This is a genomic window from Roseateles chitinivorans (assembly GCF_002761755.1).
Taxonomy (GTDB): Bacteria; Pseudomonadota; Gammaproteobacteria; order Burkholderiales; family Burkholderiaceae_C; genus Roseateles; species Roseateles chitinivorans.
In genome coordinates, this window is the sequence record NZ_PEOG01000012.1 from 81,113 (window position 1) to 95,696 (window position 14,584).

Sequence of the window (14,584 nt, forward strand, 5' to 3'; positions counted from 1 at the left end):
CCTGCGGGAATTGTAGGGAGGGCGCGGCGACAGGCGATGTCAGGAGCCCGTGCTCGCTGGCGGGATGTTCAGCCGGCGGGCGTGATCGGGATCGCCCGGCGCATGTCGCGCATCGTCGCCGGGGTGTCGAGGCTGCGCGCCCGCAGCTGGCCGCAGCCGCCGTCGACGTCCTGCCCGGCGGAATCGCGCAGCTTGGTCAGCACGCCGCGCTGATGCAGGCGCCGGGCGATGTCGCGCGCCTTGTCCCAGGCCGGGCGCTGGAAAGGCAGCTCGGGCACGCTGTTGTACGGAATCATGTTGAGCACGCCGTAGCGGCCCCGCAGCAGGTCGACGATGCCGTCGAGCTCGTCGTCGCCGTCGTTGACGCCTTCGAGCAGCGTCCACTGGTACTGGATCGGATAACCGGTCTGGCGGGCGTAGCGCTCGCCGGCCTCGACGAGCTCCCGCGGCGTCAGCCGCGGCGCGCGCGGCAGCAGTTCCTGCCGCAGCGCCGCCTTGGTCGTGTGCAGCGACAGCGCCAGCGCCGGCTTCACCGGTCCGGCGCCCAGGCGCTCGAAGGCGCGGGGATCGCCGACGGTCGAGAACACCAGGTTCTTGTGGCCGATGTTCCCTTCCGTGCCGAGCAGCTCGATCGCCTCGAGCACCGCCTCCAGGTTGTGCGACGGCTCGCCCATGCCCATGAACACGACCTTCTTCACCACGCGCTCGCGCCGCGCCAGCGCCACCTGGGCGACGATCTCGGCGCTGGTGACCTGGCGCAGCAGGCCGTCCTTGCCGGTCATGCAGAAGCGGCAGCCGACCGCGCAGCCGACCTGACTGGAGACGCACAGCCCGTCGCGCGGCAGCAGCACGCTCTCGACAGTCTGGCCGTCCTTCAGACCGACCAGCAGCCTCGCCGAGCCGTCCTCGCCGGGATGGCGCTCGACCAGCGTCGCCAGGCCATGGAGCTCGTCCATCAGCGCCGGCAGCGCCTCCCGCACCGCTTGCGGCAGGTAGTGCTCCAGCTTGCGCCGGCCGTCGGTCAGGGGGCGGGCCTGGACCCAGTGACGCAGCACGCGGCCGACGTGGGCGTCGTTGGCGCCCAGCGCGGTCAGGCGGCGTCGGAGGTCGGCGATGGCGAGCACGGGAGTCGGTTCCGGGAGGAGCGAAGGGCCGGATTTTCGCCGATCGGTCGGGCCCGGCGCCGCTCCCTACAATCGCGCCCCATGAGTTCCTTCCCGATCGGCCCTGCGGGGATGCAGCCACGCTGCTTCGCGCTGGTGCCCGCCGCGGGCATCGGCAGCCGCTCCGGCGCCGACCGTCCCAAGCAATACGTTCCGCTCGCCGGCCAGGCGCTGATCGCCCACACGCTCGCGGCGCTGGGTGCCGTGGCCCGGATCGACGCCACCCTGGTCGTGCTGTCGCCCGAGGACGACCAGTTCGAGGCGGCCGTACCCGGTTTCGCGGGCGAGCGGGGCTGGATCGCCCGCACCGGCGGTGCCACGCGCGCCGACACGGTCGCCGCCGGCCTGTCGACGCTGCGCGAGCGCGGCGCCCAGCCGCATGACTGGGTGCTGGTGCATGACGCCGCCCGCTGCCTGCTGCGGCCGGAATGGGTCGACGCGCTGATCGACGCCTGCGCCGACGACGAGGTCGGCGGCCTGCTCGCGCTGCCGGTGGCCGACACGCTCAAGGATGCCGCGGCCGCGGAGGGCGCGGCCCGCGTCGCCGCCACCGTCGATCGCCGCGGCAAGTGGGCCGCGCAGACGCCGCAGATGTTCCGGCTGGGCCTGCTGGCGCCGGCGCTGGCCGGGCCGCTGGACGGCGTCACCGACGAGGCCAGCGCGATCGAGGCCCTCGGCCATGCGCCGCGCCTGGTCGAGGCCTCGATGGAGAACTTCAAGGTCACCTATCCCGCCGACTTCGCGTTGGCCGAACGCTTGCTGAGGAGCCGCGCATGACGGTCCAATCCGAGGACGATATCCAGGGCCTGAAGGCCGTCGGCGAGGCGGTCGCCACCGTGCTGCGCCGCATGCTGGACGCGATCCGGCCCGGCATGACCACGCGCGAACTCGACGAGATGGGCGCGCGCTGGCTGCAGGACTTCGGCGCGCGGTCGGCGCCACGGGTCATGTACGACTTCCCCGGCGCCACCTGCATCAGCATCAACGAGCAGGCCGCGCATGGCATTCCCGGCGATCGCGTCATCCAGAAGGGCGACGTCGTCAATGTCGACGTGTCGGCCGAGATGAACGGCTACTTCGGCGACACCGGCGGCACGCGCATCGTTCCGCCGACGACGCCGACCAAGACCCAGCTGGTCTTCGCCGCGCAGTACGCGCTGGAGCAGGCGATGAAGGAAGTGAAGCCGGGCGCGCGGCTCAATCGCATCGGCCACGCGATCGAGCGGGTGGCCAGGGCGCACCGGTTCAAGATCATCGAGAACCTCTGCAGCCACGGCGTCGGCCGCTCGCTGCACGAGGAGCCCAAGACCATCCCCGGCTATTACGACCCGAACGACACGCGCATCCTCGAGGAAGGCATGGTCATCACCATCGAGCCCTTCCTGTCGACGAAGAGCCGCTGGGTCGACGAGGAGGCCGACGGCTGGACGCTCTCCGGCGTAAAGGGCAACCTCTCCGCGCAGTTCGAGCACACGATGATCGTGACCCGCAACGGGCCGCTGGTCGTCACCAACGCCCTGCCGCACTGATCCCGGCGCCGCGCGCCTTTCGCAGACCTCGCAGCTTCGCCTCTTCGACATGGTTCTGAACTTCCGCATCGGCGAGGGCTGGGACACCCACCAGCTCGTCGCCGGCCGCCCGCTGATCCTCGGCGGCATCACGATCCCGCACACGCATGGCCTGCTGGGTCATTCGGACGCGGACGCGCTCGCGCATGCGATCACCGACGCGCTGCTCGGTGCCGCCGCGCTGGGCGACATCGGCAAGCTCTTCCCCGACACCGCCGCCGAGTTCAAGGGCGCGGACTCGATGGTGCTGCTGGCCGAGGCCTACCGCCGCGTGAAGGCGCAGGGCTGGGTCATCGGCAACCTCGACAGCACGATCGTCGCCCAGCAGCCGAAGATGGCGCCGCACATCCCGGCGATGCGGGAGCGTCTGGCGCAGGCGCTCGGCATCGATGCCGGCCAGATCAACGTGAAGGCCAAGACGGCCGAGAAGATGGGCCCCGTCGGCGAGCTCAAGGCCATCGAGGCGCGCGCGGTCTGCCTGCTGGTGCGCAGCGCCTGAGTACGCTCATCCCGCGCTCCCCCGCGAGCGGCGGGAGGGCGATCGGCCGGGCGAGGCCTCGTGACAAGACTTGGCGCCCGGCTGGACCAGAATCGGTTCATGAACGACACCGCCATCACCGTCCTCCTGGCGACGCCCGACGCCGCGACCTACCGTCATTTGCGGGTGGCCAGCGGCCTCAGCGACAAGTCCGCCGAAGCGGCCGCGCGCGGCCTGCCCAACACGCTCTTCGCAGTCCAGTTGCTTGACGCCGGCGGGCAACCGGTGGCGATGGGCCGCGTGATCGGCGACGGCGGCTGCTTCTATCAGGTCTGCGACATCGCGGTCCTGCCCGCTCATCAAGGGCGCGGCCTGGGCAAGCGGATCATGACCGAGATCCGCGGCTGGCTTGATGCTCACGTGCCCGAAGGCGGCTACGTGAGCCTGATCGCGGACGGCGATGCCCAGCACCTCTATGCGAAATTCGGCTTCAAGCCGACGGCACCCGCATCGATCGGCATGGCGCTCTCGCGCCGCTGAGACGCAGCGACCGCTGCCTGAATCTCAGACGCTGGCGCGCTTCAGGCGCAGCTGCGCGACGAAGCCGCTGTCGTCGGCGTTGGACAGGCGCAGGTGCGCGCCCAGGCGCTGCACCGATTTCTCGACGATCGCCAGGCCCAGGCCCGCGCCGGTCGCGGCGGTGCGGGCGGTGTCGCCCCGATAGAAGGGCGTCGTCAGCTTGGACAGCTTGTCCGGCGGCACGCCTGGGCCGTGGTCGCGCACCGTCAGCAGGACCCACGCGCTGTCGGCCTCGGCGGTGACGTCCACGCGCGCGGGCTCGTCGCCGTGATGGCCGTAGCGGCGCGCGTTCTCGAAGAGATTGAGCAGGATCCGGCCCAGTTCGGTCGGGTCGGTCCAGATGCGCAGCGCCGCGGACAGCCGCACGCTGATCACGATCTGCTGCGGATCGCGGAAGCCCTGCGCCTCGCGCTCGACCAGCTCGCGCAGGTTGAGCGCCTGCAGCTGCAGCTCGCTCGGCCGCGCGTAGTCCATGAACTTGTTGATGATCGCGTCGAGCTGGTCGATGTCCTGCGCGATGTAGGTCCGCGCCTGCTCGTCGTTGACGCTCATCTCCGCCTCGAGCCGCAGGCGCGCCAGCGGCGTGCGCAGGTCATGCGAGATGCCCGCCAGCATCACGCTGCGGTCCTCTTCCATCTTCGCCAGCTCGCGCGCCATCCGGTTGAAGCCCATGTTGACCTCCCGGATCTCGCTGGTCAGCGTGCTCTCGTCCAGGCGCGAGTCGTACTCGCCCTCGCGGATGCGGCTCGCGGCGATGGACAGTTCCCGCAGCGGCTGGTTGATCAGCCGGGCGATGGCCGCCGCGCCCAGCAGCGAGGCGCCCAGCGCGATGGCGATCCACCACCAGTTGCTGGAGAAGTTGGCCTGCAGCGGCGCGGGATTGGTCTGCAACCAGAACTGGTCGGGGCCGACGTCGAAGCGCACCCACAGCCCGGGCACCCCGTTCAGGCCGCTGGCCAGCACCGTCTGCGGGCCCAGCCGCGAGACGAGTTCCTTGCGCAGGCGCTGCGCGAAGGGGGAGTTCTCATACGGGAGCCAGCGGTCGGTGGCCTCGGCCACCTCGACCGACACCGCCTCGCTGCGCGCGATCGACTTGACCACCGCCACCCGGTTGATCGCGTCGGTGCTGGAGAGCGCCACCCGCGACAGGTTCACCAGGCCGGCCAGCTGCTGCGCGGCCTCGAGCGCCTTCGGTTCGGCCTCCAGGGCCTTGAAGGTCTGTTGCCAGGCCAGCACGCCCGCGGCCAGCAGCAGCGCCAGCAGCGCGAAAGTGCGCCAGAACAGGTTGAGCGCCAGACGGGGAGGGGTCACGGGAATCGACGGCTTTCAGGGCATCGGCCGGCGACCGTCGCCGGCCTCCGGACTTGCGCACGCGGCGCGGCAGGCGGGCAGCGGGATCAGGCCGCTTCGTCGGGCACGAAGACGTAGCCCACGCCCCAGACCGTCTGGATGAAGCGCGGTTGCGCCGGATCCTCTTCCAGCAGCTTGCGCAGGCGCGAGACCTGCACGTCCAGGCTGCGGTCGAACGGCTCGAACTCGCGGCCGCGGGCCAGCATCGCCAGCTTGTCGCGCGACAGCGGCTGGCGCGGATGCCGCACCAGCGCCTTGAGCATCGAGAACTCGCCGGTGGTCAGCGGCACCGGCTCGCCGTTCTTGGCCAGGCGGCGCAGCGCCAGGTCGAACTCGAACGGGCCGAACTGGACCGTCATCGGTTCCTTGGACGGCGCGCCCGGCGCTTCCGGCGGCGGACGGCGGCGCAGCACCGCATTGATGCGGGCCAGCAGTTCGCGGGGGTTGAAGGGCTTGGCCAGGTAGTCGTCGGCGCCGACTTCCAGACCGACGATGCGGTCCACTTCCTCGACCTTGGCGGTCAGCATGATGATCGGCGTGTTGTCGCCGGCGGCACGCAGGCGGCGGCAGATCGACAGGCCGTCCTCGCCCGGGAGCATCAGGTCCAGGACGATCAGGTCCACGGTCTCGCGGGTCAGCTGCTTGTTCAGCGCCTTGCTGTCCTCGGCCAGCAGGACCTCGAAGCCCTCCTGGGCGAGATAGCGGCGCAGCAGGTCGCGGATGCGGGCATCGTCGTCCACGACCAGGATGCGGTTAGGGCGGGTTGTGCTTTGCATGGCGGCCACTCCGGAATTTGTAACAGCGGCACTGTAAGGGCAGTTTTCCCGCCTGTTTGCGGGATGCAGCAGTCCTTACTGGATGGTTACATCTTTTGTAACAGCGCCTTGGAGCAGTCACAAGGGGGGATCGAATGGCCTACAAAAGGGACGCAAAACTGGTCAACCGTGACGGTTTCCTCACCCGTTATGCTGGCCTCCCCGAGGACTCTCCGTAGGAACCCGAATGATCCGAACCTCCAAGAAGCTGGCTCGTACCCTGATCGCCGCTGGCGCGGTCGCCCTGGTGCCCGTGATTTCGAATGCCGAACCTGCGAAGACCGACGTCCTGGCGCTGAGCGCCTCCGCCACCACCGAGGTGGCCCGCGACCTGCTCCAGCTGCGCTTCTCCACGACCCGCGAGGGCAAGGAGGCCGCCGCGGTCCAGAACGAGCTCAAGCAAGCCCTGGACGCCGCGCTGGCCGAGGCCCGCAAGATCGCCAAGCCGGGCCAGGTCGACCTGCAGGCCGGCAATCTGTCTGTCTATCCCCGCTATGGCCAGGTGAAGCCGGGCACCAGCGGTTCGCCGCAGATCACCGGCTGGCAGGGCAGCGTGGAACTGCTGGTGCAGGGCCGCGACATGGAAGCCATCTCCAAGCTGAGCGGCCGCATCCAGTCGCTGGCCATCGCCAACGTCAGCTATGGGCTGTCGCGCGAGGCGCGTGAGAAGGCCGAGAACGAGGTGGTGTCGCAGGCGATCGCCAGCTACAAGGCCAAGGCTTCGGTGTATGCCCAGCAGTTCGGCTACGCCGGCTACCGGATCGGCGAGGTCAGCGTCAACGCCGACCAGCCGACGCCGGTGATGATGGCCGCGGCGCCCCGCTTCAAGGCGATGGCGGCCAGCGCCGACGAGGCGCTGCCGGTCGAGTCCGGCAAGGCCACCGTCACGGTCAATGTCAGCGGCAATGTGGTGATGACCCGCTGAAGACGCCTCCCCTGAATGAAGAACGCCCGGCTCGACCGGGCGTTTTCATTGGTGCGGGGTCCGGCTTACTGCGCGGTCCAGCCGCCGTCCATCGCCCAGGCCTGGCCCCGGACATTGACCGCCGCGTCCGAGCACAGGAACACCGCCAGCGCGCCGAGCTCTTCCGGCGTCGTGAACTGCAGCGAGGGCTGCTTCTCGGCGAGCAACTGCCGTTTGGCCTCGGCCGGATCGAGCTTGTCCTTTTCACTGCGCGCGTCGATCTGCTTCTGGACCAGCGGCGTCAGCACCCAGCCCGGGCAGATCGCGTTGACGGTGACCGGCAGCGTGGCGGTTTCCAGCGCCGCTGCCTTGGTGAGGCCGACCAGGCCATGCTTGGCCGCCACGTAGGCCGACTTGCCGGCCGAGGCCACCAGGCCATGCGTCGACGCGATGTTGATGACGCGGCCCCACTGCTTCTTCTTCATGCCGGGCAGGGCCAGGCGCATCGTGTGGAAGGCGGAGCTGAGGTTGATCGCCAGGATCGCATCCCATTTCTCGGGCGGGAACTCGTCGACATTGGCGACGTGCTGGATGCCGGCGTTGTTGACGAGGATGTCGCAGCCGCCGAACTGCTGGTCGATGTAGGCCATCATGGCTTCGATCTCGGCGGGCTTGCTCATGTCGGCGCCGTGATAACCGACCTTCACCCCCAGCGCCTCGACCTCGGCCTTCGGGCCCGCATGGTCGCCGAAGCCGTTGAGCACGATGTCCGCGCCCTGGCGGGCCAGGGTCAGGGCAATCCCCAATCCGATGCCGCTCGTCGAGCCGGTGACCAGGGCCGTCTTTCCTTTCAGCATGCCGCGTCCTCTTCAGGGTTGTTAGGATGGGTGCAAAGGATACGAGCGATGTCTGAACCCTTGTTGAAAAAAGTCCAGGCGCTGAGCCCTTGCGGCCTTCACCAGGTCGCCTATTGGGAATGGGGGCAGGCCGACAACCCGCGGGTGCTGGTGTGCGTGCACGGCCTCTCGCGCCAGGGGCGCGACTTCGACGTGATCGCCAGGCGCCTGAGCAACCGCTTCCGGGTGATCTGCCCCGATGTGGTGGGCCGCGGGGAGTCGGAATGGCTGGGCGATCCGCGCAACTACCAGCTGCCGCAATACGTGTCGGACATGGTGACGCTGATGGCGCGCATCGGCGTCACGCAGGTGGACTGGCTCGGCACCTCGATGGGCGGCTTGATCGGCCTGGCACTGGCGGCGATGCCGTCCAGCCCGATCAAGCGGCTGATCCTCAACGACGTGGGGCCGACCATCGAGTTCGTCGCGCTGCAGCGCATCGCCAGCTACCTGGGACGCGCGCCGCAGTTCGAGAACTGCCAGCAGGGTGCCGACTACCTGCGCGGCATCTCGCAGGGCTTCGGCCCGCATACCGACGAGCAATGGCTGGCACTGTCGCGCGCGATGTTCAAGCCCGACGGCGACCGCTGCCGGCTGCACTACGACCCGCGCATCGGCCAGGGCCTGGCCGGCCTGACGCCGGAGCTGGCCAAGGCCGGCGAGGCCCAGCTCTGGGCGGCCTACGACGCGGTCCGCTGCCCGACGCTGCTGCTGCGCGGTGCCGAATCCGACCTGCTCACGCGGGCCACGGCCGAACTGATGACGCAGCGCGGTCCGCGCGCCGAACTGCACGAGTTCCCGGGCGTCGGCCATGCGCCGACGCTGGTGCAAGAACAACAGATCCAGGTGGTGGAGCGATTCCTCGACCGCGGATGACGTCCCGTCGGCGGATCGCGCCACGAGGACACGGATGAACGACGAATGAAGACGGAATTGGGGCTGCGGCAGGACCAGGCGGCGCCCATCGTGGCCCTGCTGGACGGGGACCTGCCCAATCGCTTGCCGGCCGCGCCACCGCGCGCCGAGGAAACCGCGGACCCGGTGCGCCGGGCCCGCGCGTTCGCGGAGCCGCTGCTGGCGGACCACCGCCTGGGCACCGGCGAACCGGCGCTGGATCACGCCGACGGCGTGGCGGCGATCCTGGCCGGCGTCGGCGCGGCGCCGTCGATGCAGGCCGCCTCCTACCTGGTGTATGCCGGCGACTACCTGAACAAGCCCGAGGAGATCGTCGCCAAGGCCTTCGGCGAGAGCGACGCGAGCCTGGTGGCGCACACGCGTCGCCTGGTGCAGATCCAGCGGGCTGCCCGCGAGGCGCGCGTCGAGGAGCAGCGCCGGCAGGAGCAGACCGAGCTGGTGCGCAAGATGCTGCTGGCGTTCTCTCGCGACCTGCGGGTGGTGCTGCTGCGGCTGGCGTCGCGGCTGCAGTCGCTGCGCTGGTACGCGGCGACAAAGACGCCGTGTCCGCGCGAGCTGGCGGCGGAATCGCTGCAGGTGTTCGCGCCGCTGGCCAACCGGCTGGGCATCTGGCAGATCAAGTGGGAGCTGGAGGACCTGGCTTTCCGCTTCCTGGAGCCGGAGCACTACCACCAGCTCGCCAAGGGCCTGCACGAGAAGCGGGTCGAGCGCGAGCAGTCGGTGGAGTCGGTGCGCGCCGCGCTGGAGCGCGAACTGCAGGCCCATGGCATCGCGGCGCAGGTGCAGGGGCGGCCCAAGCACCTGTACAGCATCTGGAAAAAGATGCGCGGCAAGGGCCTCACGCTCGAGCGCGTCTTCGACCTGCGCGCGCTGCGCGTCGTGGTGCCCGAGGTGGCGGATTGCTATGCGGTGCTGGCACGGCTGCACGAACTCTACAAGCCGGTGGACGGTGAGTTCGACGACTACATCGCGCGCCCCAAGCCCAATGGCTACCAGTCGCTGCACACGGTGGTGATCGCGGCGGACGGCCGGCCGATGGAGGTGCAGATCCGCACGCGGTCGATGCATGAGCATGCCGAGCATGGCGTCGCCGCCCACTGGGCCTACAAGGAAGCCGGTACCAAGGGCTACGCCGGCGTCAGCGCCGCGGGGGAATTCGAGGAACAGGTCGCGCAGGCGCGCAAGGCGGTGCTGCGGCAACTGCTGGCCTGGGAGCGCGATTACGTCGCGGAGAGCGGGCCGAGCTTCGATGACCGCATCTACGTGTTCACGCCGCAGGCCAACGTGGTCGAGCTGTGCGCGGGCGCGACCGCGGTGGACTTCGCCTACGCGGTGCACACCGACCTCGGGCATCGCTGCCGCGGCGCCAAGGTCGACGGCCAGATGGTGCCGCTGAACACTCCGCTGCAGAGCGGGCAGACGGTGGAGATCGTCGCGCTGAAGGAGGGCGGCCCGTCGCTGGACTGGCTCAATCCGGAGCTGGGTTATCTGCAGAGCCAGCGCAGCAAGGCCAAGGTCCGCGCCTGGTTCAACGCGCAGGTGCAGTCGCAGACGATCGCCAAGGGGCGAGAACTCGTCGAGAAGCTGCTGCAGCGCGAGGGCAAGACGGCGATCAAGCTGGACGACCTGGCCGGCCGGCTCGGCTTCAAGAGCGCGGACGCGCTGTTCGAGGTCGTCGGCAAGGACGAGTACTCGCTGCGCAACATCGAAACCTTGCTGCGTCCGCCGGTGCCGGAGGCGGACGAGGAAGAGCTGCTCGTCCAGAAGCACACCAAGGGCGCTGTCGGCGAAGGACGCACGCCCAAGGGCGGGGTGCTCGTGGTGGGCGTGGACTCGCTGCTGACGAGCCTGGCGCGCTGCTGCCGGCCGGCGCCGCCGGATCCGATCACCGGCTATGTGACCCGCGGCAAGGGCGTGGCGATCCACCGCGCGGACTGCGCCAACCTCCGGCAGATGGCGCAGTCCGCGCCGGAGCGCGTGATCGCGGTGGCCTGGGGCGAGCCCGCGCCGGACCGGGCGGGCAAGGGCGCGCTCTATCCGGTGGACCTCGTCGTCGAGGCGGCGGACCGTCCGGGGCTGCTGCGCGATGTGCTGGAGCTGTTCGCCAAGGACAAGCTGAACGTGGTGTCGGTGAACCAGCAGAGCGGCAAGGGCAAGCCGGCGCGCAGTGATCTGTCGCGGATGAATTTCACTGTCGAAGTGAGCGATGCGCAGCGGTTGCAGCAGACGCTGGTGGCGCTCTCGCAGGTGAGCGGCGTGCGCAGCGCGCGCCGACGCTGAAGGGCGAGGGATCTTTTTCTGCCGCTTCCTGGACGGACGCAAAAATCCGGCATATACTACGAGGCTCTTCAGGCGCGTAGCTCAGTTGGTTAGAGCACCACCTTGACATGGTGGGGGTCGTTGGTTCGAATCCAATCGCGCCTACCAGAATTGGTAGGCAAGTCCTTCGGGACACCTCAGCAGATCGCCCGCTTCAAACGGGCGATTTGTTTTGCGGACCAGTGGGTTGACCACCGCTGGCCGAGTATTTCAGGCGCGTAGCTCAGTTGGTTAGAGCACCACCTTGACATGGTGGGGGTCGTTGGTTCGAATCCAATCGCGCCTACCAGAATTGGTAGATGACCCAAGCACCCGGCGGCAACGCCAGGTGCTTTTTTTTCGTCCGGCCGCCGGCTTGGGTCGCCGCTCAGGTAGGGCGCTTGCGGCGCAACGTGGGTGCTGCCGCACCCGGCCATCTGCACACGGCGGCGCCTCGTTCGGCGCAAGCGTCATCGCTCATCGCCTCAAGAGGTCACTTCGATGCGAGTCCCGTCCGGCATCGCCAGCACCGCCTCGTAGTAGCCATCGCCCGTCAGGCGGGGCGCCGAGACCAGCCGGCCGTCAGCGGCGCAGCGAGCGGCGAGCTCGTCGACCGCGGCGGCGCTCCCCACGGAGACCGCGACGTGGTCCCACCCCGGACGCTCTTCCGTGGCCGCGGCCTCCAGCCATGGCGCCGTCATCAGCTCGATCCGGGCCGCGGCACCTGGAAGCTCCGCGAATCGCGACACGAAGCCTGGCCGTCGTTGGCTGCGGTAAGGCGCGCCCACGATCGCTCCGAAGTAGGTCTCCCAGAACGCGGCAGCGCCGTCGAGGTCTCGCGTCCAGAGCGCCACATGAGCCAGCTTCATGGTGTGCCTCTCGACGCCTCGGGCGCACGCGCATCCGCATCCACCGCCGGGGTGGTGGTCGCGGATCGCGCGAGGAGGGGCACCAGGACCATCAACCCGGCCAGCATCCAGAATGCCGCCGGCAAGCCGGCCTGCCTGGACACGAAGCCCAGCACCGCCGGGCCCAGGAGGTAGCCGGCATATCCCACCGTCGTGACGGCCGAGATGGCGAGCGCCGCCGGCATGGCCTGCTGGGAGCCCGCTTGCCGGAACAGCACCGGCACGACGTTCGATGCGCCCAGGCCGATGAGCACGAAGCCGGCCAGGGCCACCTCGACTTGCCGGACCAGGAGCAGGAGCAAGAAGCCGAGCAGAACGGTCAGGCCACCCCAGAACACCACTACCCGGTCGCCGAAGCGGGTGGTGACGGCGTCGCCACCGAATCGCCCCACCGTCATCGCGACGGCGAACAGCGCGTATCCGAGGCCCGCGCGTTCCGCCGAGGTCAGGCCGGTGTCCATGAGCAGCAGCGCACTCCAGTCGAGCAGGGCGCCCTCCACGAGGAAGGTCACGGCCGCAAGCGCCGACAGCAGCACCACGGGGCCTCGTGGCAGAGCCAGCAAGCCCTCCGTCGACGCCGCCGGCGCAGCGGCGGCTCTGACGAGCAGGCGCGGCGCGGTGACGATCATCGCCGCCGCCATCAGGCTCGCGCAGATCAGGGTGGCCGCCAGGGGGCTGACCGCTTGCGACAGCATCAGCGTCACCAACCCGGCGCCCGCGAAGCCGCCGACGCTGAACAGCGCATGGAAGCCGGACATCATCGGCCGCCCCGCGTCGCGTTCGACCTCGACCGCATGGACGTTCATCGCCACATCGAGCGACCCGAGCGCCGCGCCGAAGCCGAGCAGGGTCAAGGCCATCAGCCATGTCGTGCTGACGACCGACAACAGCGGCAGCAGCAGGATCATCCCCACGCCGCCCGCGACGATCACCGGCTTGCTGCCATGGCGGGCGCAGAGCGGGCCGGTTCTCGACATCGCGGCCACCGAGCCGATGCCCAGGCACAGCAGCAGCAGGCCGAGCGTGCCGTCGTCGACCTGCAGGCGCTGTTTCGCGAACGGGACCAGTGGGGCCCATGCCGCGACGCCAAAACCTGCGACCCAGAACGCCAGGCGCGTGGCCAGGCGGGATGCAGGACTATCGGAGGAAGTCATAGGCGTTCACCAATGCAATGAATCTGCAGAGTTGCGCGACGCGGACCGTGCTCAGGTCGGGCGGTCGGCTTTCAGGACGTGCGCGCCGGCGCTGCGCAGCGCATCGAGGGCCTTCAGCGGCGCATTCCGTTCGACGACGAAGTGGTCGAGGTCCTTCGCGGCCGCGACCCGGTGCGGCGCCCTGGCTTCGAACTTCTCGTTCGTGATCAGGGCCATGCAGACCTGGCTCGCGGACAGCAGGGCGCGCTTGAACTGTGCATCGCCGCTGTGGACCGCGCTGACGCCGGTCCGGGTCGAAACGGCGCAGGCACCGACGAAGCAGCGGTCGATGTTCATCGCACCCACCGCCTGGACCGCGGCCGCGTCGACGCAGCCACCGACCTCGGGATCGACACTGCCGCCGACCATCAGGAGCGAGAGATCGCCACGGCGCAGCACCGCGGCGGCGATGTCGATCGAGTTGGTGGCCACCGTCCCGACGTGATCCTCGGGCAGGAATTCGGCCAGCACGAGGTTGGTGCTGCTGGCATCCAGGAAGAGGAACTCGCCGGGTTGCACCGTTGCGGCCGCCCGCCGGGCCAACGCCGCCTTGCGGTCGCGGTCCTGGTCGATGCGGGCCGCCATCGGCTTGCTTTCGGGCAACAAGGGCAGGGCGCCACCGTAGACGCGCCGGCATCGCCCTTCGGCGGCCAGGGACCGCAGATCGCGCCGGATCGCATCCTCGGAGACCTGGAATTCGACCGCCAGCGCGGCGGCGACGACCGCCTCGCCCCGCTCCAGTCGCTCAAGGATCGCGTCGCGTCGCGCCAGGGGAATCGTGATGTCCATGGTTCATCATAAACATGCAAAAACAAGAAAACAACGTGCAGAAACGTGCATCTTTTGAAAATGAGGAGCGTCGACCTGCTCCGATCGCGCGGCACCAGCGCTCCGGTGCCGGGCGTTGCCGTGCTGGGGGACGGGGCGCAGGGCGCGACGAAGGCGACAGGCGGAAGCTCGTGCAGAATGCCCGGTCCGCTCGACCGCCCCTTGCCGGCGCCGCTGTTCTGTTCCTGATGTCCCCGACTCGCCGCTTCCGTACCACCTGGCTGCTGCTGCTCGTGCTGGCATGCGGCCTGCTGGGCCGTCCGCTGCATGAGGCGTGGCACTTGGCGCAGCCGATCGGCGCGCCGTCCGGCGTCGTGGCGATGGCCACCTCGGTGGACCGGTCGATCGACATCGACCAGGCGAGAAGCGACGTCCCGGCTCTGCCGGGCAATGCCGTTGATGTGGGAAGCGATGCCGGAGATGCCGTCGGTGCCTCCGATGCCTCCGATGCCGGCGGCGAGGCCGGCGGGCAGACGGACACCTGCGCGTGGTGCCTGTTCCATGCGCAGGCCGTCGCGCTCGGCCACTCGCCGCCCTCGCTGCTGACTCATGCCGAGGCGAGTCCGCCGCCCGTTGCCTGGCCCCGCGGCGAGATCCCTGCCCGCGACTGGAGCGTCGCGAAGCCGCGAGGCCCTCCGACCGCCGCCTGAACCGCCTGCGCGCCCCGCGCCCGCTTTCGCCCTCTGGTT

General features: G+C 69.6%; 15 protein-coding genes and 2 tRNA genes. 10 read left to right on the forward strand and 7 right to left on the reverse strand.

Annotation, left to right across the window (positions count from 1 at the left end; translation table 11 throughout):
* Positions 1-68 precede the first annotated feature (68 nt).
* Positions 69-1,124, reverse strand: a complete 1,056-nt coding sequence (locus CS062_RS05850) for an RNA methyltransferase (protein WP_099860502.1) — start codon at positions 1,122-1,124, stop codon at positions 69-71.
* 81 nt (positions 1,125-1,205) lie between these two features.
* On the opposite strand from CS062_RS05850, the gene ispD reads away from it, so the two are divergent.
* The 4 genes from ispD to CS062_RS05870 all read left to right on the forward strand — a co-directional run bounded on the left by ispD (position 1,206) and on the right by CS062_RS05870 (position 3,749).
* The gene (ispD, locus tag CS062_RS05855; RefSeq protein ID WP_099860503.1) at positions 1,206-1,940 is read left to right on the forward strand and encodes a 2-C-methyl-D-erythritol 4-phosphate cytidylyltransferase; all 735 of its coding nucleotides are present in this window, start codon (positions 1,206-1,208) and stop codon (positions 1,938-1,940) included.
* Positions 1,937-2,692, forward strand: coding sequence for a type I methionyl aminopeptidase (gene map / locus CS062_RS05860; protein WP_099860504.1), 756 nt, complete (start codon positions 1,937-1,939; stop codon positions 2,690-2,692). The genes ispD and map overlap by 4 nt, the downstream gene beginning before the upstream one ends.
* Before the next feature lie 49 nt (positions 2,693-2,741).
* Positions 2,742-3,230 carry a 2-C-methyl-D-erythritol 2,4-cyclodiphosphate synthase gene (gene ispF / locus CS062_RS05865; RefSeq protein ID WP_099860505.1) on the forward strand — a complete coding sequence of 163 codons (489 nt, stop codon included), beginning with the start codon at positions 2,742-2,744 and terminating at the stop codon, positions 3,228-3,230.
* 99 nt (positions 3,231-3,329) lie between these two features.
* Positions 3,330-3,749, forward strand: coding sequence for a GNAT family N-acetyltransferase (locus tag CS062_RS05870; RefSeq protein ID WP_099860506.1), 420 nt, complete (start codon positions 3,330-3,332; stop codon positions 3,747-3,749).
* A gap of 24 nt (positions 3,750-3,773) precedes the next feature.
* On the opposite strand, the gene CS062_RS05875 is transcribed toward CS062_RS05870, so the two are convergent.
* Positions 3,774-5,099, reverse strand: coding sequence for an ATP-binding protein (locus CS062_RS05875; protein WP_099860507.1), 1,326 nt, complete (start codon positions 5,097-5,099; stop codon positions 3,774-3,776).
* An 86-nt stretch (positions 5,100-5,185) separates the two neighbouring features.
* A complete protein-coding gene (ompR, locus tag CS062_RS05880) occupies positions 5,186-5,914 on the reverse strand; it encodes an osmolarity response regulator transcription factor OmpR (RefSeq protein ID WP_091732051.1) in 729 nt (242 codons plus the stop codon).
* 226 nt (positions 5,915-6,140) lie between these two features.
* Here ompR and CS062_RS05885 point away from each other — a divergent pair, with 226 nt between their 5' ends.
* Positions 6,141-6,878 (forward strand): SIMPL domain-containing protein, encoded by a 738-nt coding sequence (locus tag CS062_RS05885; protein WP_099860508.1) that lies wholly within the window; start codon positions 6,141-6,143, stop codon positions 6,876-6,878.
* A 65-nt stretch (positions 6,879-6,943) separates the two neighbouring features.
* Here CS062_RS05885 and CS062_RS05890 read toward each other — a convergent pair whose 3' ends face one another.
* Positions 6,944-7,714 (reverse strand): 3-hydroxybutyrate dehydrogenase, encoded by a 771-nt coding sequence (locus tag CS062_RS05890; RefSeq protein ID WP_099860509.1) that lies wholly within the window; start codon positions 7,712-7,714, stop codon positions 6,944-6,946.
* A 48-nt stretch (positions 7,715-7,762) separates the two neighbouring features.
* On the opposite strand from CS062_RS05890, the gene CS062_RS05895 reads away from it, so the two are divergent.
* The 4 genes from CS062_RS05895 to CS062_RS05910 all read left to right on the forward strand — a co-directional run bounded on the left by CS062_RS05895 (position 7,763) and on the right by CS062_RS05910 (position 11,276).
* Positions 7,763-8,629 (forward strand): alpha/beta fold hydrolase, encoded by an 867-nt coding sequence (locus tag CS062_RS05895; protein ID WP_099860510.1) that lies wholly within the window; start codon positions 7,763-7,765, stop codon positions 8,627-8,629.
* Between the two features lie 45 nt (positions 8,630-8,674).
* Positions 8,675-10,948, forward strand: coding sequence for a RelA/SpoT family protein (locus CS062_RS05900; RefSeq protein WP_099860511.1), 2,274 nt, complete (start codon positions 8,675-8,677; stop codon positions 10,946-10,948).
* A 70-nt stretch (positions 10,949-11,018) separates the two neighbouring features.
* Positions 11,019-11,095 (forward strand) — tRNA-Val (locus tag CS062_RS05905).
* Positions 11,096-11,199: 104 nt separating this feature from the next.
* A tRNA-Val gene (locus tag CS062_RS05910) sits at positions 11,200-11,276 on the forward strand.
* 175 nt (positions 11,277-11,451) lie between these two features.
* On the opposite strand, the gene CS062_RS05915 is transcribed toward CS062_RS05910, so the two are convergent.
* From CS062_RS05915 to CS062_RS05925, 3 genes are read right to left on the reverse strand one after another with little or no spacing between them, the layout of a single operon-like run.
* Positions 11,452-11,835: a VOC family protein gene (locus CS062_RS05915; protein ID WP_099860512.1), complete on the reverse strand. Its 384-nt coding sequence runs from the start codon at positions 11,833-11,835 to the stop codon at positions 11,452-11,454.
* Positions 11,832-13,028: an MFS transporter gene (locus tag CS062_RS05920; RefSeq protein ID WP_099860513.1), complete on the reverse strand. Its 1,197-nt coding sequence runs from the start codon at positions 13,026-13,028 to the stop codon at positions 11,832-11,834. The genes CS062_RS05915 and CS062_RS05920 overlap by 4 nt, the downstream gene beginning before the upstream one ends.
* A 51-nt stretch (positions 13,029-13,079) precedes the next feature.
* A complete protein-coding gene (locus CS062_RS05925; protein WP_099860514.1) occupies positions 13,080-13,856 on the reverse strand; it encodes a DeoR/GlpR family DNA-binding transcription regulator in 777 nt (258 codons plus the stop codon).
* 14 nt (positions 13,857-13,870) lie between these two features.
* Here CS062_RS05925 and CS062_RS05930 point away from each other — a divergent pair, with 14 nt between their 5' ends.
* The gene (locus CS062_RS05930; RefSeq protein ID WP_143742259.1) at positions 13,871-14,545 is read left to right on the forward strand and encodes a DUF2946 family protein; all 675 of its coding nucleotides are present in this window, start codon (positions 13,871-13,873) and stop codon (positions 14,543-14,545) included.
* The last annotated feature ends 39 nt before the right edge of the window (positions 14,546-14,584 follow it).